Source organism: Mesorhizobium sp. M0306 (genome assembly GCF_040321655.1).
Taxonomy (GTDB): domain Bacteria; phylum Pseudomonadota; class Alphaproteobacteria; order Rhizobiales; family Rhizobiaceae; genus Mesorhizobium.
In genome coordinates this window covers 15546-33650 of the sequence record NZ_JAMYRY010000043.1, presented here as the reverse complement: position 1 = coordinate 33650, position 18105 = coordinate 15546, and the positions used below count along the sequence as shown (strand labels likewise).

Annotated in this window: 16 protein-coding genes and 1 other RNA gene; 5 read left to right on the top strand and 12 right to left on the bottom strand. The window is 64.1% G+C overall.

Going from position 1 to position 18105, the window contains the following annotated elements; all coding sequences use genetic code 11:
* Positions 1–445: efflux RND transporter periplasmic adaptor subunit (locus NKI95_RS31615; RefSeq protein ID WP_352721739.1), on the top strand; the 445-nt coding region annotated here is incomplete at its 5' end.
* The gene (locus tag NKI95_RS31610; RefSeq protein WP_352721737.1) at positions 412–3516 is read left to right on the top strand and encodes an efflux RND transporter permease subunit; all 3105 of its coding nucleotides are present in this window, start codon (positions 412–414) and stop codon (positions 3514–3516) included. The genes NKI95_RS31615 and NKI95_RS31610, both read left to right, overlap by 34 nt.
* 48 nt (positions 3517–3564) lie before the next feature.
* On the opposite strand, the gene NKI95_RS31605 is transcribed toward NKI95_RS31610, so the two are convergent.
* The 11 genes from NKI95_RS31605 to ffs all read right to left on the bottom strand — a co-directional run bounded on the left by NKI95_RS31605 (position 3565) and on the right by ffs (position 15020).
* Entirely contained in the window at positions 3565–4311 is a 747-nt protein-coding gene (locus NKI95_RS31605) for an ABC transporter ATP-binding protein (RefSeq protein ID WP_352721736.1), read from the bottom strand.
* Positions 4308–5141, bottom strand: a complete 834-nt coding sequence (locus NKI95_RS31600; RefSeq protein ID WP_352721735.1) for an ABC transporter ATP-binding protein — start codon at positions 5139–5141, stop codon at positions 4308–4310. The genes NKI95_RS31605 and NKI95_RS31600 overlap by 4 nt, the downstream gene beginning before the upstream one ends.
* Entirely contained in the window at positions 5138–6058 is a 921-nt protein-coding gene (nikC, locus tag NKI95_RS31595; RefSeq protein ID WP_352721734.1) for a nickel transporter permease, read from the bottom strand. Before nikC ends, NKI95_RS31600 begins: the two co-directional genes overlap by 4 nt.
* Positions 6055–7122, bottom strand: a complete 1068-nt coding sequence (locus tag NKI95_RS31590; protein WP_352721733.1) for an ABC transporter permease — start codon at positions 7120–7122, stop codon at positions 6055–6057. The genes nikC and NKI95_RS31590 overlap by 4 nt, the downstream gene beginning before the upstream one ends.
* An 18-nt stretch (positions 7123–7140) precedes the next feature.
* Entirely contained in the window at positions 7141–8784 is a 1644-nt protein-coding gene (locus tag NKI95_RS31585) for an ABC transporter substrate-binding protein (RefSeq protein WP_352721731.1), read from the bottom strand.
* A 201-nt stretch (positions 8785–8985) separates the two neighbouring features.
* Complete coding sequence (locus NKI95_RS31580) at positions 8986–10263, bottom strand: lytic murein transglycosylase (protein ID WP_502908368.1); 1278 nt, start codon at positions 10261–10263, stop codon at positions 8986–8988.
* A gap of 26 nt (positions 10264–10289) precedes the next feature.
* Entirely contained in the window at positions 10290–10895 is a 606-nt protein-coding gene (recR, locus tag NKI95_RS31575; RefSeq protein WP_352493754.1) for a recombination mediator RecR, read from the bottom strand.
* Positions 10896–11276: 381 nt separating this feature from the next.
* Complete coding sequence (locus NKI95_RS31570) at positions 11277–12215, bottom strand: cell wall hydrolase (protein ID WP_352721727.1); 939 nt, start codon at positions 12213–12215, stop codon at positions 11277–11279.
* A gap of 422 nt (positions 12216–12637) precedes the next feature.
* Positions 12638–12961, bottom strand: a complete 324-nt coding sequence (locus NKI95_RS31565; RefSeq protein ID WP_292662242.1) for a YbaB/EbfC family nucleoid-associated protein — start codon at positions 12959–12961, stop codon at positions 12638–12640.
* A 31-nt stretch (positions 12962–12992) separates the two neighbouring features.
* Positions 12993–14819 (bottom strand): DNA polymerase III subunit gamma/tau, encoded by a 1827-nt coding sequence (locus NKI95_RS31560; RefSeq protein WP_352721725.1) that lies wholly within the window; start codon positions 14817–14819, stop codon positions 12993–12995.
* Between the two features lie 104 nt (positions 14820–14923).
* Positions 14924–15020: signal recognition particle sRNA small type (gene ffs, locus NKI95_RS31555), an RNA gene on the bottom strand.
* A gap of 359 nt (positions 15021–15379) precedes the next feature.
* Between ffs and NKI95_RS31550 the strand changes: the two genes are divergently transcribed.
* From NKI95_RS31550 to NKI95_RS31540, 3 genes are read left to right on the top strand one after another with little or no spacing between them, the layout of a single operon-like run.
* On the top strand, positions 15380–15799 hold the full coding sequence (locus NKI95_RS31550) for an HIT family protein (protein WP_023676868.1): 420 nt from the start codon (positions 15380–15382) through the stop codon (positions 15797–15799).
* A gap of 38 nt (positions 15800–15837) precedes the next feature.
* The gene (gene nudC, locus NKI95_RS31545; RefSeq protein WP_352721723.1) at positions 15838–16779 is read left to right on the top strand and encodes an NAD(+) diphosphatase; all 942 of its coding nucleotides are present in this window, start codon (positions 15838–15840) and stop codon (positions 16777–16779) included.
* A gap of 26 nt (positions 16780–16805) precedes the next feature.
* Entirely contained in the window at positions 16806–17108 is a 303-nt protein-coding gene (locus tag NKI95_RS31540; RefSeq protein ID WP_292662251.1) for a Dabb family protein, read from the top strand.
* Positions 17109–17133: 25 nt separating this feature from the next.
* Here the strand turns inward: NKI95_RS31540 and NKI95_RS31535 are convergent, their stop codons facing one another.
* Positions 17134–18075, bottom strand: a complete 942-nt coding sequence (locus tag NKI95_RS31535; protein ID WP_352721722.1) for a 2-hydroxyacid dehydrogenase — start codon at positions 18073–18075, stop codon at positions 17134–17136.
* Between the last annotated feature and the right edge of the window lie 30 nt (positions 18076–18105).

The following is an 18105-nucleotide window of genomic DNA, read 5'->3' as shown; positions in this document are numbered from 1 at the left end:
CTTCCAGATCATCCTGCAATCGCAGCCGACGATACGCAGCGACGCCAAGCTGCGCGAGATCGCCCCGCAGGCCGAAGGTTCGACCCGCACGCGCCGCGTCCGGCTGATGCTCATCGATCCGCCGCCGGCATTCAGGCTTGGTTCGACGGTGACGGCGACCCGCATTGCCAAGATCACGCCGACGATCGAGTTGCCGCTGTCGGCGCTGCTGGAGAAGAACGGCAGAGAAAAGGTCTGGGTCGTCGACCAGCAGACGTCGAGCGTGAGTGCCCGTGACATCAAAATTGCCTCCAAGGGTGCCGCCACTTTCACCGTCGCCGAGGGCCTCAATGCAGGCATGCGCGTCGTCACCGCCGGCGTCCACAGCCTGACCGAGGGACAGAAGGTCAAGATCTCTGAGGGAGAGGCCATATGGAGGGCTTCAACCTCTCCGACTGGGCGCTGAGCCATCGCTCGCTGGTGTGGTATTTCATGCTGGTCTTCGTCGTGGCCGGCGTCTTTGCCTATCTCAATCTCGGCCGCGAGGAAGACCCCGCCTTCACCATTAAGACCATGGTCATCCAGGCCAACTGGCCGGGCGCATCGGTCAACGAGACGGTGCGGCAAGTGACCGACCGCATCGAGAAGAAGCTCGAAGAGCTCGACAGCCTCGACTATACCAAATCCGTCACCTCTGCCGGCAAGACCGTCATCTTCGTCAACCTGAAGCCGACGACCAAGGCGCGCGACGTCGTGCCGACCTGGCTGCAGGTGCGCAACATGGTCAACGACATCTGGGCGCAGTTTCCGCAAGGCGTGCAGGGACCATTCTTCAACGACCGCTTCGGCGACGTCTACGGCAACATCTATGCCTTCACCGCCGACGGGCTGACGCCGCGCCAGTTGCGCGACTATGTCGAGGATGTCAGGACGAAGATCCTGACCGTGCCGAATGCCGGCAAGGTCGATCTGGTCGGTGCCCAGGACGAAGCGATCTACCTCGAATTCTCGACCCGCCAGATCGCGGCCCTCGGCCTCAACCAGCAAGCGATCGTGGCCAGCCTGCAGGCGCAGAACGCAATCACCCCATCCGGCGTCATCCAGTCCGGGCCGGAGCGCATCAGTGTGCGCGTCGGCGGCCAGTTCACCTCGGAAGAGAGCCTTCGCGCCATCAATTTGCGCGTCAACGATCGCTTCTTCCGGCTGAGCGACGTGGCGACGATTTCGCGCGGCTATGTCGACCCGCCGACGGTCTTGTTCCGCTTCAACGGGCAGGACGCGATCGGCCTTGCCATCGGCATGAAGCCCAATGCCAATCTGCTGGAGTTCGGCGAGGCCCTGCACGAGGAGATGAACAAGGTACTGGCCGACCTGCCGGTCGGCGTCGGCGTGCATCTGGTCGCCGACCAGCCTGTCATCGTCGAGGAGGCGGTTTCCGGTTTCACGCGCGCCCTGTTCGAGGCGGTCGCCATCGTGCTTGCCGTGTCCTTCATCAGCCTCGGCATGCGCGCCGGCTTCGTCGTGGCGCTGTCGATCCCGCTGGTGCTGGCCATCACCTTCACGGCCATGGCCTATCTCGGCATATCGCTGCAGCGCATTTCGCTGGGCGCGCTGATCATCTCGCTCGGCCTTCTGGTCGATGACGCCATGATTGCCGTGGAGATGATGGTGGCGCGGCTGGAGGTCGGCGACAATCTGCGCAAGGCGGCGACATATGTCTATACCTCGACCGCCTTTCCGATGCTGACCGGCACGCTGGTGACGGTCGCGGGCTTCATCCCGATCGGCCTCAACAACAGCGCCGCCGGCGAATACACTTTCACGCTGTTCGTCGTCATCGCCGTGTCGCTCCTGGTGTCATGGATCGTCGCGGTGCTGTTTGCGCCGCTGCTCGGCGTCACCATCCTGCCGGCGACGATGAAGCAGCACCATGAAAAGCCCGGCCGCTTCACCGCGCTGTTCCGGCGCGTCCTCGTCGGCTCGGTGCGCCATCACTGGCTGACCATCATCGCCACGGTGCTGTTGTTCGCGGCGTCGCTGGCCGGCTTTGGCCTCGTCCAGCAGCAGTTCTTTCCACCATCCGACCGTCCCGAACTGATCGTCGACTGGAATCTGCCGCAGAACTCCTCAATTGCCGAGACCCGGGACCAGATGGAGCGGTTCGAACAGCGGGCGCTGGTCGGCAATCCCGATATCGACCACTTCAGCTCCTATATCGGCCAGGGCGCGGTTCGCTTCGTGCTGGCCTATGACGTGCAACCGGCCAATCCCTATTTCGGCCAGACCGTCATCGTCACCAAGAGCATCGAGGCGCGCAATCGGGTCAAGCCGGCGCTCGAAAAGCTGCTGCGCGACGAGTTCGTCGGCACCGACGCCTTTGTCAAGCCGCTCGAACTCGGGCCGCCGGTCGGGCGGCCGGTGCAGTACCGCGTCGGTGGTCCTGACGTCCAGACGGTACGGACACTGGCGCAGGAATTCGCCGGCATCATTTCCGCCAATCCGCAGCTGGCCGCACCCACTTTCGACTGGAATGAACCCGAGCGCGTGCTGAGGGTCGACGTGCTGCAGGACAAGGCACGGCAACTCGGCATCACCTCTTCGGATATCGCCAGCGCGCTGAACAGCACGGTCGGCGGCTCCACCATCACCCAGGTGCGAGACGCGACCTATCTGATCAATGTGGTGGCCCGTTCGCGCGAGGCCGAACGGGGTTCGATCGGCACACTGCAGAACATGCAATTGCCAACCGGAACCGGCGAGGCGATCCCGCTGGCCGCGGTGGCGAACTTCCGCTACGAGCTCGAACAGCCGACAGTGTGGCGCCGCGACCGCATCCCGACCATCACCGTGCGCGCCGGGCTGGTCGGCGACGTGCTGCCCGCCACCGTGGTCAACGAGGTGAAACCGTCGGTCGACGCCTTCATCGCCAAATTGCCACCGGGCTATTCGATCGCCACCGCCGGCTCGGTCGAGGAAAGCGCCAACAGCCAGGGGCCGATAGCCGCCGTGGTGCCGCTGATGCTGTTCATCATGGCGACCATCCTGATGGTGCAGTTGCAGAGCTTCCAGCGCCTGTTCCTTGTCGTGGCGGTGGCGCCGCTCGGCCTGATCGGCGTGGTGGCCGCGCTGGTGCCGAGCGGGGCACCGCTCGGCTTCGTTGCCATCCTCGGCGTGCTGGCGCTGATCGGCATCCTGATCCGCAATTCTGTCATCCTGATCGTCCAGATCGAGGATCTTGTGAACGAGGGCAAGGACCGCTGGGCCGCCGTCATCGAGGCGACCGAGCATCGCATGCGGCCGATCGCGCTGACCGCGGCGGCCGCGAGCCTGGCGCTGATCCCGATCGCACGCGAAGTGTTCTGGGGGCCGATGGCCTATGCCATGATGGGCGGCATCATCGCCGGCACGGCGATCACACTGCTGTTCTTGCCAGCGCTCTATGTGACGTGGTTCAGGATCAAGGAGCCGAAAGGAACGCCTGAAAACGAGGAGAGCGCAAACGGTGGCGACGAGGTTCCTATAGGCAGCGTGGCCTGACCGCACGGCTGCGAATTGAGTCGCAGCACGTGGAATAGAAAGATACCGCTAAGCCCTGACAAACCCGTCGCTCGCCCTCAACAGGTTGCGCGTATAGTCCTTGGTCACGTGACGCTCGACAAGGTCACTCGCCGCCAGATTTTCGACGGCCTCGCCGTTCTGCATCACCATCAGCCGCTCGCACATGTGAGTGATGATGGCGAGGTCGTGGCTGACCATCAGGAAGGTCAGCTGGCGCCGCCGCCTGATCTCTTCCAGCAGGTTCAGCACCTCCGCCTGCACCGAAGCGTCGAGCGCCGAGGTCGGCTCGTCGAGCAGCAGGATCGACGGTTCCAGAATCAGGGCGCGCGCGATCGCCACGCGCTGGCGCTGGCCACCGGACAATTGATGCGAATAGCGAAAACGGAAGCCGGTGCCCAGGCCGACCTCGTCGAGTGCCCGCTGGATGCGCTTTTCGCCGTCGGCGAAGCCGTGAATGGCGAGCGGCTCCTGCAGCAGGCGGTCGACGGTCTGGCGTGGGTGCAGCGAGCCGTACGGGTCCTGGAACACCATCTGCACCTCGCGGTAGAACGCCTTGTCGCGGCGCACGCCGAGCGTTTTGCCGTTGACGGTAATGGTGCCTGATGCGGCCGGCGCCAGGCCGGCGATTGCCCTGAGCAGCGTCGACTTGCCGGAGCCGGACTCGCCGACGAGGCCGAAGGATTCACCGGATTCGACTTCGAGACTGACGCCTTTCAGCGCGCGGAAGCGGTCGAACATCACCTCCAGCCTGTCGACGGAAAGGGCTGCCGTCATGCCGCCCACTCCGGCTTGCGGTCGAGTACCGGCAGCGGGTGGCGGTCGGCGCCGATCTTGGGCATGCAGTTGAGCAGGCCGCGCGTATAGGGATGCTGGGCGCGGCCGAGCTCCGAGGCCTTGAGCTGTTCGACCACCTTGCCGGCATACATGACGATGACACGATCGCAGAAGGACGAGACCAGGCGCAGATCGTGCGAGATGAAAATCAGCCCCATGCCGCGCTCGCTGACCAGCCGGTCGAGGATGCCGAGCACGTCGAGCTGCACGGTGACGTCGAGTGCCGAGGTCGGCTCGTCGGCGATCATCATTTCCGGCCCGGCGATCAGCATCATGGCGATCATGGCGCGCTGGCCCATGCCGCCGGAGACCTCGTGCGGATGCAGGTCGAAGACACGGGCCGGATCGCGGATCTGCACGGCCTCCAGCATGGCCAGCGCGCGGTCTCGAGCCTCGGCCTTGGAGACCTTCTCATGCGTGCGCAGCGTCTCGACGATCTGGCGGCCGATGCTCATCACCGGGTCGAGCGAATATTTCGGATCCTGCAGGATCATGGCGATACGCTTGCCGCGCAGCGCGCGGCGCTCGCGCGACGAGGCGGCAAGCAGGTCGATGCCGTCAAAAGCGAGCGTCTTCGCGGTCACCTCGGCCTGCGGCGGGGTGACGCCCATGATGGCGCGGCCGGTCTGCGACTTGCCCGAACCGCTCTCGCCGACGATGCCGAGCCGCTCGCGGCCGAGCGAGAAGGAAACGCCGCGCACCGCCTCGATCAGGCCGGTGCGCGTCGGGAAGGTGACGCGCAGGTCGTCGACTTCGAGAAGCGTGCTCATTGGTCACCGCTTCGGGGATCGAGCGCGTCGCGTAGGCCGTCGCCGAGCAGGTTGAAGCCGAGGCTGACGATGAGAATGGCAAAGCCCGGCGCGCCCGCAACCCACCACTGGTCGAGCACGAAGCGGCGGCCCGATGCGATCATCGCGCCCCATTCCGGCAGCGGCGGCTGCGCGCCGAGGCCGAGGAAGCCGAGGCCGGCGGCGGTCAGGATGATGCCGGCCATGTCGAGCGTCACCCGGATGATCAGCGAGGAGATGCAGAGCGGCATGATGTGGCGAAGCACGATGCGGAACGGCGAGGCGCCCATCAGCTGCACGGCCTTGATGTAGTCCGAATTGCGCACCGTGAGCGTTTCGGCGCGCGCGATGCGGGCATAGGGCGGCCACGAGGTGATGGCGATGGCGAGCACGGCGTTTTCGATGCCGGGGCCGAGCGCGGCGACGAAGGCCAGCGCCAGGATCAGCTTCGGAAAGGCGAGAAAGATGTCGGTGATGCGCATCAGGATCGCATCGGTCCAGCCGCCGGCATAGCCGGCGACGGTACCGACCAGCAAGCCGATTGGCGCGGCGATGATGGCAACCAGAATGACGACGTAGAGTGTCCAGCGCGAGCCGAAGATGATGCGCGAATAGATGTCGCGGCCGAGATCGTCGGTGCCGAACCAGTGCGCGGCACTCGGCGCCAGCAGCCGCGAGCCTTTGAGGTCGCCGAATGTCGGCGAATAGGGCGCCAGCACATCGGCGAAGGCCGCGACCACCAGCAGCGCGATGATGATGAGCAGACCGATGAATGCCAGCCGGTTGGCGGAAAAGCGCCGCCATGCCACATAGGCGCGGCCGAGCCTTGCCTGCACGCGCGACGCCGGCCGCTCGCTGAGCAGCCAGTCGCGGCGGGTTTGAATCGCTTCGGTGCTCATCCCGCCTTGGTCCTTGGGTCAAGCACCCGGTAGAGCAGGTCGGAGAATAGGTTGATGGCGATGAAGACCGAGCCAATGATGATGGTGCCGCCAAGCACAGCATTCATGTCGGCGTTCTGCAGCGAGTTGGTGATGTAGAGGCCGATGCCCGGCCACGAAAACACCGTCTCGGTCAGCACCGAGCCTTCGAGCAGCCCGGCATAGGACAGAGCGATCACCGTGACCATCGGCACCGCAGCGTTGCGCAGCGCGTGACCCCAGATGATGCGCGTTTCCGACAGGCCCTTGGCGCGCGCCGCGACGATGTATTCCTGGGTAAGTTCGTTCAGCATGAAGGAGCGCGTCATGCGGCTGATATAGGCGAGCGAGAAATAGCCGAGCAGCGAGGCCGGCAGGATGATGTGGCGGAAGGCATCGGCAAATACGTCCCACTGCCGCTGCCAGAGTGCATCCAGCAGGTAAAAGCCGGTAATCGGCGTGAAGGTGTATTCGTAGACGACATCGAGGCGCCCGGGAAAGGCGACCCACTGCAACTTGGCATAGAACAGCACCAGCGCCAGCAATCCCAGCCAGAAGATCGGCACGGAATAGCCGACAAGACCGATGATGCGCACGATCTGGTCGATGATGCTGCCGCGCCGCACGGCGGCCAGCACGCCGAGCGGCACGCCGATCACCGAACCGATCAGCGTCCCCAGCGTTGCCAGTTCGAGCGTCGCCGGAAAGGCGCGGCGGATGTCCGTCATCACCGGATTGGTGGTCAGCACCGAGGTGCCGAAATCACCGTTCAGGGCATGTTTGACATAGATGTAGAACTGCTCGACCAGCGGCAGGTCGAGGCCCATCTCGCGGCGCGTGCGTTCGACGACATTGGCCGGCGCCCGGTCGCCGAGCACCGCCAGCACCGGGTCGATCGGGATCACACGGCCGATGAAGAAGGTCACCGCGAGCAGACCGAGATAGGTCGTTATCGCGATGACCAGGAACCTGGCGATCGATGAGGCCACGGCAACGGCGCGGGCGCCGCCGCGCCCTGCCATCGCTTCGCTTTCAGCCACACTCATACGGCGCGTCCGCCGCCGTCACTCCTTCGAGACGGGGCCGACGAAGTTGGTGTCGAAGCTCGGGCCGAGGGCAAAGCCCTTGAGGTTCTTGCGCAGGCCGGCCACTTCCAGCTGCTGGTGGATGATGACGAACGGGCTGGTATCGAGGATCTTCTTCTCGAGATCCTGGTACATTGCGGCGCGCTTGGCCGCGTCCTTCTCGAGCAGAGCCGCTTCGGTCTGCTTGGTCAGGTCCGGAATGTCCCAGGCGTTGCGCCAGGCCAGCGTCTTGGTCTTGCCTTCATCCGAATTGTCGGGGTTGCTGGCAAAGGTCTGGGCGTTGGAGTTCGGGTCGAAATAGTCCTGGCCCCACTGGCCGATATAGATGTCGTGGTTGCGGGCGCGGTATTTGGTCAGCGTCTGCTTGCCGTCGCCGGGGATGATCTCCAGCTTGATGCCGGCCTGTCCCAGCGTCTGCTGGATGGATTCCGCCATGCCCGTCGTCGGCTGCCCGGTGCGCACGTCCATGGTGACGCTGAAGCCGTCGGCGAGACCCGCCTTGGCAAGCAGTTCCTTGGCCTTGGCGACGTCCAACTTGAACGGGTTCTCGTCCAGTTCGCCGAGCACGCCCTTGGGCAGGAAGGTCTGGTGGATCTCGCCGATCCCCTTGAGGATGGTCGAGCTCAAGGCGTCGTAGTCGACCAGATATTTGAAGGCCTGGCGAACCTCGGGCTTGGCGAGATTCGGGTTCTTCTGGTTGAGGCTGATATAAAAGACCGTGCCCTTCGGTGCGCTGGTGGTGGTGAGGTCGGCATTCTTGGCGATCGCATCGAGGTCGTTCGGCTCGAGATTGCGGGCAACGTCGATGTCGCCGGCTTCCAGCGCCAGACGCTGGCCGGAGCTTTCCTTCATGTTGCGATAGATGACCCGCGCAAGCTTTGCCTTTTCACCGTTGTAATTGTCGTTGCGCTCGAGGACGACGGCCTCGTTGGCGCGCCATTCGCGCAGCTTGAAGGCACCGGAGCCGGCATAGCCGGTCTTCAGCCAGGCATTGCCGAAATCATTGTCCCATTTGTAATCGGCGCTCGGCGTGACCGCGGCGACATGCTCCTTGACCAGCTTGGCGTCGACGACCGAGGCGACCGTCGCCGACAGGCAGTTCAGCACGAAGCTCGGCGCATAGGCCTTGTCGACGGTGAACTGGAACGTCGTATCATCAACAGCCTTGGCCTTCTCGGTGACGTTGCCGCCATCGATGCCGAACTGGCCGATAATAAAGGCCGGGCTCTTGTCGAGCTTGATGGCGCGCTCGAACGAATAGGCGACGTCCGCCGCCGTGATCGGATTGCCGGAAGCGAATTTGAGGCCGGGCTTGAGCTTGAATGTGTAGGTCAGGCCATCGTCGGAGACGCTCCAGCTTTCCGCGAGATCGCCCTTGACCTTGGAGGTGTCGCTGAGGTCGAGGCGCACCAGAAGATCATAGGTGTTGCCGGTGATTTCGGCGGTCGACAATTCGAATGCCTCGCCCGGATCCATGGAGATGATGTCGTCGATGGCGAAACCCTCGACCAGCGTGTCGGCGGGCGTGACCGCGAAGGCAGGCGCACCGGCCAGAAGTAGCGCGGACATTGCCGCGCCCGCGAGCAAGAAGCGGGAGCGTAGAGCAAACTTTTCCATCATCATTTTAACTGTTCCCTGTTTTTGTTGACCTGAGTTCCCGGCTCAGGGTTGTGGCATTTCTTGCCGCGTCGAACGGTGATCCCCGGACCGTTGTCTAGGCAATTTTTTGTGCAGTTCCGGCTCACCATATCCGGCGGTTTCGAGCGCGGCAACGAGCATTTGCAGAACGGTTGATTGGGCCAGACCGGCGGTGCGAAAACCCGGCTATTTCAGCGCGGTAACCAGGTCGGCGTCGGGAAAGCAGGTGGCGGAACGGCCGTTGCTGGCCTGCCATTTGCCGATCGAGCGGCGCGTCTTGAAGCCGGGCAGGCCGTCGGCGCTGCCGACATCATAACCCTTTGCCTCCAGCGCCCGCTGCAGGGCGGCGATGTCGGAGCGGTAGAGCCCGCCGACCGCGCCCCAATTGCCCGAGAAATTGCTGTCGCCATGGGCGATGCGATCGGCGCCATGGCCGATGAACAGGGCATAGAGATCGCTGGTGTTATACTGCTTCAGCACATAGAAATTGGGGGTGACGATGAAGGCCGGGCCGCTGCGTCCCGCCGGCATCAAAAGAAAACCTTCGGCTTTCAGTTCGCTCGCCGGAAACGGTTTGCCCGACACGCGCCTGATGCCCATATCAGCCCATTGCGAAATCTTCCTGCCCTGGTCGGGACCTTCGAGCGAGCACGAGACGCTGTCCGGCACCGTCACCTCGAAGCCCCAGCCGCGGCCCCTGACCCAGCCATAATGCACGAGATAATTGGCGATCGATGCCAGTATGTCGGGCGTCGAATTCCAGATGTCGGTGCGGCCGTCGCCGTCGAAATCGACGGCATGCTTCAGAAACGATGTCGGCATGAACTGCGGCTGGCCAAGCGCGCCGGCCCAGGACGATTTCATCGCGTCGACCGGGGCAAGCCCGCGCTCGACAATCTCGAGCGCCGCCAGCAGCTCGGTGCGGAAGAACGCCTTCTTCGTCGACATGAACGCCTTGGTGCCCAGCACCTCGAAGGCGTCATAGGGCAGCTTTGCCGCACCGAAGCCGCTCTCGCGGCCCCAGATCGCCAGCAGCACTTCGCCAGGCACGCCGTAGCGTTTCTCGATCGCGGCAAGCGTGCTGGCGTTGGCCGCCTCGCGGGTGCGGCCGCCGGCGGTCACCGCTCGGACTATCCTTTCGGCGAAATAGGCGCCGGGCGAACCGAACTCGGCCTGATGCTGCTTCTGCGGCGTCGTCGCCCTCTCGCCCGGCTTCACCAGGTCGGGCAGCTTGAGGTTCGGCTTGACGCCGTCGAAGGCGGCATCGAAGGTTTTCTTTGAGATACCTTTGGCCTTGGCTTCGGGCCAGAGGTTGTTGCCAAGCCAGGCGCGGAACTGGTCGTCGATCTTTGCCCCGGAGGCGGGGGTGGCGAGGAGGAAGGCGATAAGGGCTGCAAACAGGGAAAGCAGAGCCAATCGGAGAGGTTTGGGTTCCTGCGGACGGAGTGCCAAGTTTGCAGTCATCATTCGCACCCTCCCCGCAGCTCGCCTCAAAACGCCGTCCGCGAGCGCAGTGCGGCGGCCAGCGTGCCTTCGTCGAGATAATCGAGCTCGCCGCCGACCGGAACACCGTGCGCCAGGCGCGTCACCTTGATGTCGAAGCCGGAAAGCTGGTCGGTGAGATAATGTGCGGTGGTCTGGCCCTCGACGGTGGCATTGACGGCGAGGATCACTTCCTTGACCTCGCCGCCGGCGACGCGATCGACCAGCGAGCGGATGTTGAGCTCATCGGGGCCAATGCCGTCGAGCGGCGACAGCGTACCGCCGAGCACATGGTAACGCACGTTCATGGCGGTCGCCCGCTCCAGCGCCCAAAGGTCGGCCACGTCCTCGACGACGATGAGCGTGGTGGGGTCGCGGCGCGGGTCGGTGCAGATCATGCATGGATCTGAGGTGTCGACATTGCCGCAGGTCGAGCAGATGCGCACCTTGTCGACCGCCTCGCCCATGGCGGCGGCGAGCGGCGCCAGCAGCTGCTCCTTCTTCTTGATGAGGTGGAGCGCGGCGCGCCGTGCCGAACGCGGACCGAGCCCCGGCACCTTGGCCAGCAGCTGGATCAGGCGTTCGATCTCGGGACCGGCGATTCGCTTCGACATCGCACCGGTTTAGACCATGATCCCGAAAAGTGGAAACCGGTTTTCGGAAAAGATCATGGTCAAACAAGACGATAGAGCCCCATTCCGATCTTTCGGAATGGATCAGGCTCTATGATTTTTCAACGGGTTTTGGAACACTGCTGGGGCGCGTGCTGTTCAACGCGCAAAGAGGCAATCGCCCGGGTTTGCGCCGCCCCTCATTGCCCTGCCGGGCATTTCTCCACGTATAGTGACGGGGAGAAAGGGCTGACCGCAACCTCGGCACCCTTTTTGTAGCGCCGGAAATTGGCGAAATCCTTGGCAAAGGCGTCCTGCTCCCCGTCACTATACGGGGAGAAGATGGCGGCAGCCAGATGAGGGGCGGCGCCGACGTTGACCGCCTCAGTTGTCTTCTAGCGGCCGGGTCTGGCCGGCGATCATCGCGCCGATGGCGTCGGTGTTCTCGGGCGTCGCCTCGAATGACATTGTCGGCTCTGCCGGCGCGGCCTGGAAGGAGGTGACAGGCCGCTCGCTCACGGTTCCGCCAAAACGGGCCGCATCGGGCTCCTGCATTGGTTCTTGCAGCGCCACAAGCATCGGCTTCTCCGCCGTCGCCCTCTCCGCGGTTGCCATTCCGGCAGTCACCCTTGTCTGCTTTGCCGGCTGCGATGCAGCGGCGGTCACATAGGTCGCCTTGGCGAATGTCGGCTTGACCTCGCGTGCCGGCTCCGCCGAGGCGACAAGTATGGCCTGAGCGGCAGGCGCTTGCGGCTTGGCCTGGGCAATGGCAATCACGGGCTCGTCCGGCAGCGGCTGCCAGTTGCGGCCGCGCTTTTCATAAAAGGCATTGCCGCCCGCGACCATGGTGTAGTGCATGTTCTTGTAGGGGAAGCGCAGGCCGGCGGTGTGGAAATACATCGTGTTCTTCAGCTTGGCTTTGCGCTCGCCCTTGAGCACCGCCTCGGCGGCTTCCTCGACGTCGGGCATCGCCTTCGAATTCATCGGCCGTGTCATGACGCCCGGCGCGAACTGGCCGCGCTCGCCAACCACTTCGCAGATGGTGTCGCCGTGCTTGCCGGACCGCAGCCGGTTCATCACCACCGTGCCGACCGCAATCATGCCGTCACGGCTCGACCGGTTAGACTCGAAGAACATTGCCCGCTCCAGGCACTCCTTCTCCTTGGGCGTGGAATGGTAGGAGCGCGAGCTCAGGAAACCCGGCGTAATGGCATCGGTCAGGCTGGACATGCCGTGCGAGGCGGTCTGACTGCAAGCGGCCAAAAACAGCGGCGAGACAACGACGCCGAGCCGCAACGGCGTCTTCCATCGGGTAGAGATCAAACAGGCGTCCCCTCATTCTGCTGCCAGCCCGCCCCTGGTTGCGGCAAGAATGAGACACTTTCGGGCAAAAAGATGGCTAAAGCGTTATTAAGTGTGGGGAGTTGCCCAATAGACACAGCTGGCGGGCGAAGAGCGTTGGATCGCTGCCCTCTTCGGTCAGGTGCCGGCATGGTTCCAAGGATTCATGCCGTGACCTTGGGGCGCCGCAATCTCCGCAGGAGGGCTTGCCCAAGCCTGGAGAGATTGGTTCAGTCGACGCGGTAACTGTAAACACAGCTCGAGGTGTGCTGAGATTCAGGTCAGGCCGAGCCGAAAATGGTGGCTTCCGAGAACCCGGAGCGGAGCGTACTTTTCGTACGTGAGCACCGGAAGCGCAGGAAGCCGCCGTTTGCAGGCCGGCATCACCTGAATATCAACACACCTTAGAACGGCAGCTTCATTCCCGGCGGGATCGGCAGTCCCGCGGTCAGCGCCTTGGTCTTCTCCTGCATGGTCTGCTCGACCTTGGTCCTGGCGTCGTTGTGGGCAGCGAGCAGCAGGTCCTCGAGAATCTCGACCTCGTCCTCCTTGAACAGCGCCGGGTCGATCTTCAGCGACTTCATCTCGAATTTGCCGGTCAGCGTCACGCTGACCAGGCCGCCGCCGGCCTGCCCGGTGGCTTCCAGCGTGGCGATCTCATCCTGCATGGCCTGGAACTTGGCCTGCATTTCCTTTGCCTTGCCCATCAGGCCAAGAAGATCTTTCATCGCACTGTCCTTTGCAGTTGGTGCTGGTTGTTCAGGTTTCGTCGTCGTCAGGCGGCGGCTCGACCGGCATTTCGGCCTCGGCCGCATCGGCTTCCGGCGCGTCGGGAATGCGCACGTCGATGATCTTGGCGCCGGGAAAGCGCGCCAGGATGGCGGCGACCGTCGGGTCGCTCTTGGCATCGAGGAAGGCGTTTTCGCGCTTTGTCGATTCCATCTCTGCCAGCGTCTGGCCGCCCTCCTCCCTCGACAGCGACACCAGCCAGTTCCGGCCGGTCCAGGCGCGCAGCTTGGCGGTCAAATCATTGAGCAGCATCTTCGGCGCATCGTCGGTCAGGCTGACGTCGATACGGCCGGGCTCGATGCGCACCAGGCGCACGCAACGCTTCACCAGCACCTTGAAGGCCATGTCGCGCTGGGCGTCGGCAAGGGCGACAATGTCTGCCAGCGATTTCACCGGCACCGGCGGCGCCTCGACCGCCGGCTCCGGCGGAGCAACGAAGTTCGTCGGCACGGGCTCGGCCTCGATCAGGCGCATCGTCTGCGCGCCGCCATTGGCCGTCGGCATCCGCGCCTGCGCCACGGCGCCGGCACCACCGCTTGCAGGCGCATGGTTTGCAGGGCCGGGGCTTGCCGGCGTGCCATTCACGCGCGGCGCGGCGCCCAGCAGGGTACCGCCGTTCTCCAGCGATTTCAGGGCCTCGTCCAACGTCGGCAGGTCGGCGGCATGGGCCAGCCGGATCAGCACCATCTCGGCGGCGCTGACCGGGCGGTTGGAGGTCTGCACCTCGGGAATGCCTTTCAAGAGCATCTGCCACGTCCGCGACAGCACCTTGACCGACAGCGTGCTGGCGAAATCGGCGCCGCGCCGGCGCTCGTCCTCGGACAGCGAGGCGTCGTCGACGGCAGCCGGCACGAAACGCAGACGGGTGACCAGATGGTTGAACTCGGCAAGGTCGGTCAGCACAGCGGCAGGATCGGCGCCCGTATCGTACTGCGCACGGAATTCGGCAAGTGCCGCGGCGACGTCGCCCTTCATGACATGTTCGAACAGGTCGACGATGCGGGCACGGTCGGCGAGGCCGAGCATGGCACGCACCGCTTCGGCGCTGACCGCGCCGCCGCCATGGGCGATCGCCTGGTCGAGGATCGACTGCGCATCGCGCATCGAGCCTTCGGCCGCGCGCGCGATCATCGCCAGCGCATCGTCTTCGACTTCGATACCCTCCAGACCGGCTATCCTGGCAAGGTCGGCCTTGATCATCGCCGCATCGATGCGCCTGAGGTCGAAACGCTGGCAGCGCGACAGGACCGTGATCGGCACCTTGCGGATTTCGGTGGTGGCGAAGATGAACTTGACGTGCGGCGGCGGCTCTTCCAGCGTCTTCAGCAGGCCGTTGAAGGCCTGGGTGGAAAGCATGTGCACTTCGTCGATGATGTAGACCTTGTAGCGCGCCGACACCGGGGCGTAGCGCACACGTTCGATGATGTCCCTGATGTCGTCGATTCCGGTATGCGAGGCGGCGTCCATCTCGATGACGTCGACATGGCGGCCTTCCATGATCGCCTGGCAATGCTCGCCGAGCACAGCAAGGTCGACGGAAGGCTGGTCGACCGTCGGTGTTTTGTAGTTCAGGGCCCGCGCGAGGATGCGCGCGGTCGTCGTCTTGCCGACGCCGCGCACGCCGGTCAGCATCCAGGCCTGGGCGATGCGGCCGGTGGCAAAGGCATTGGTCAACGTGCGGACCATCGGCTCCTGGCCGATCAGCTCGGAGAAATTCGACGGTCGGTATTTGCGCGCCAGCACGCGATAGGCGGCAGGCTTGTCCAATTTCCCGGCCTCGTTTCCGGCTTCGCTCATTCGCCCGTTAAGCTCCAAGGGCTGCCACTGGAGGCGGCCGATTCCTGCGCATAGTTTCGCCCGCACGGCTTGGCGCCGTCAATGTCGGGGCAAAAGGCGAAGAGGCGGGAGGCTGGAACAATGACCCGTTCCGGGCTCGTTAGGGCTGCTTCCTTCCGGACCTGACCCGGTTGGCGAGTGGACCGTCCACCACCAACCTCCCAGCCTCCATATCGGCAATCCGGCGATGAAATGCAAGTGCGGATGATAGAGGTCGTGAGCGACGACGACAGCTGAAACCAAAAACCCGCCTCGGCGGGCGGGTCGTTGGTGCGAATAATCACCATAGCGAGATTAGTAGCATAGCTGCCGGCACAAAGCAAGAACAAAATGTGGCCGTGATCAAAATTGTCGACCTCGGCGGGGCAGCGCCCAACCTGATGCAATTTGCCCGGGCCCTCACTTCTTCGCGCACAATAAGCGCCACGACGGCCAATGTTGCTTGCTGCCCCTTGCGGCCCTTCGGAAGCCGCTCTAGCGTCGATGGAGTTCAAAAAACGTCAAAAGTGAGGGAAACGCCGATGCTGCCGGGCCTCAAGGCCGGATTCACGCTTGACGCCCAGCTGGAAGCCGACAGCGAACAGCTGATGTGGCTCGGCCTGTGCGAATTGCGCGTCATGAACGACCGCCGCTGGCCATGGCTGCTGCTGGTGCCGCAGCGGCCGGGCATCGAGGAAATCCACGATATGACGCCGCTCGACCAGGCGATGCTGACCTTCGAGACCAACATGGTGGCGCTGGCGCTGAAGCGCGTGACCGGCTGCACCAAGATCAACACCGGCGCACTCGGCAACATCGTGCGACAGTTGCATGTACACGTCATTGCGCGCTCGGAAGGCGATCCCGGCTGGCCCGGCCCGGTGTGGGGGCACGGCCTGCGTGAGCCCTATCAGCGCTCCGACCTTCGCAAGTTTGCGGAAAAGATCAAGGCAGCGCTATAAGCCTCTCCCGTGTCCACCTTGAACCTTCCCGAGTCTGCATGAGCTTTCGCCTGTTTGACGCGCCCTTGCGCGAGCCGAGCCAGTTCGTCGGCTTCGCCGGCAACATTATCGACCGGCAGTCCGAAAACCGCGCCGATGATTCCGTCGAAAAGGCGCTCGCCGATCCCTCGGCGCGGCTTTTGCTGATGCGTGGCGGCCGGCTCTATTTGAAGCTTGCGCAAGGCGCATTCGACCCCTGGTTCGGAGCGGCCGAAAGCCGGCCGCTCGAAGCATCGCTCGAAAACGGCGTCCTGCTCGGCTTTTCCGAAAGCGGCCCGGTGCTGGCGGTGCCGGCCGGGGTCGAGCCCGAGCAGCTTCCCGAGGCGATCAAGGCGATCGACTATCGCTCGGTCTATATGCAGGGGCTGATCGACGAAGCGGCGGCCGGCGCGCTGGCGCAAGGGGCGGCGCTGCTCGCCTGGCATGCCAGCCATCGCTTCTGCAGCAAATGCGGCACCGAAGCCGAGATGCGGGCGGGCGGTTACAAGCGGCGTTGCCCGGCCTGCGGCACCGAGCACTTTCCGCGCACCGACCCGGTGGCGATCATGCTGACGGCAACGCCCGAAAAATGCCTGCTCGGCCGCGGCCGGCACTTCGGGCCCGGTATGTATTCGGCGCTCGCCGGTTTCATCGAGCCGGGCGAGACGATCGAGGCGGCGGTGCGCCGCGAAACGCTGGAGGAAGCCGGCATCCGGCTTGGCCGCGTCGTCTACCACGCCAGCCAGCCTTGGCCGTTCCCCTATTCGCTGATGATCGGCTGCTTCGGCGAACCGCTCAACGACGATATCCAGCCCGACCTCAACGAGTTGGAAGATTGCCGCTGGTTCTTTCGCGACGAGGTGCTCTCGATGCTGGCCCGCGAGCATCCGGGCGGCCTGGTGACGCCGCCGAAGGGGGCGATCGCCTATAACCTGATCCGCGCCTGGGCCGACAGCGCATAGCAGGATCGACATCGCAGGAGCAGAAAATGATCCGTCACACCGTCGTGTTCACGCTAAAACACCCGCCGCATTCGCTCGAGGAAAAAAGGTTCCTCGCCGACGCCAAGAGGATCCTCACGGCGATAAAGGGCGTCACGCATTTCGAGCAGTTGCGGCAGGTCAGCCCCAAGAACGACTACCGCTTCGGCTTCTCGATGGAGTTCGCCGACCAGCGGGCCTATTCCGGCTATAACGACCATCCCGACCACGTCGCCTTCGTCCGCGACCGCTGGATCCCGGAGGTCGCGGCGTTTATGGAGATCGACTACGTGCCGCTTGGCTGGGGCTGAGACTGGAAAGCGGCGCTCTAGAAAATCAATACCCCGCGTCGCGATCCACCACATTTTCCAGCGCTTCGCCGCGCTCGAAGGCGTCCATCTGGCGCAGCATGATCGGCGCCAGGTGGACCGGATCGGAGGTCGCCGCCGCATGCGGCGTCACGAACACTTTCGGATGGCTCCATAGCGGGCTGGTCTTCGGCAGCGGCTCGACCTCGAACACGTCGAGGCTGGCTTCCTTCAGCGTGCCGTCGTCCAGCGCGCGCAAAATGTCGGCGTCCTTCTGCAGCCTGCCGCGCCCGGCATTGATCAGCACCGAGCCGCCGAGCCCGTTGCGCTTGCGCAGCTCCTTCAGCACGCCGTAATTGATGATGCCGTGCGTCTGTGGCGTCAGCGGCAGAAGCACCACCAGGATGTCGGTGGCGTTTAGGAACGGGATCAGGCCGGCCTCGCCCGCGTAAGTCGAGACACCTTGCATCGGCCGGTCGCTGCGCGACCAGCCATTAACGGGAAAGCCGAGTGACAACAGCACCGATGCCGCCGCGCGGCCAAGCGTGCCGAGCCCCATAATGCCGACCGAGATGTCGCTGGCCGGCCGCTGCTGCGGTTCGTGCCAGATCTTCTTCTGCTGCTGGGCGCGGTAGAGCATGCCCTGGCGATGGTGGTCGAGCACCCGCCAGACGACGTATTCGGTCATGTACTGGGTCAGGTTGTCGGCCACCACCTTGACGACCGGTACGTCGGGCAAGGTGGGATCGGCGAAAATGTGGTCGACGCCGGCGCCGATCGAGAAGATGGCCCGCAGATTGGGCAGCGACGACAACAGGTTCGGCCGCTGTTTCCACACCACCGCATAGGTGATCGAGGGATCGCCGGCGCCATTCGGCTCGAGCACCACTTCGCGTTCCGCCGACAGCAGTTCGCGCCAGCGCAGCGGATGAATACCGGTGAGGGCAAGCAGTATGCGGCCTTTTTCCATTGCGGATTGTTTATCCCTTTTTACCAACAG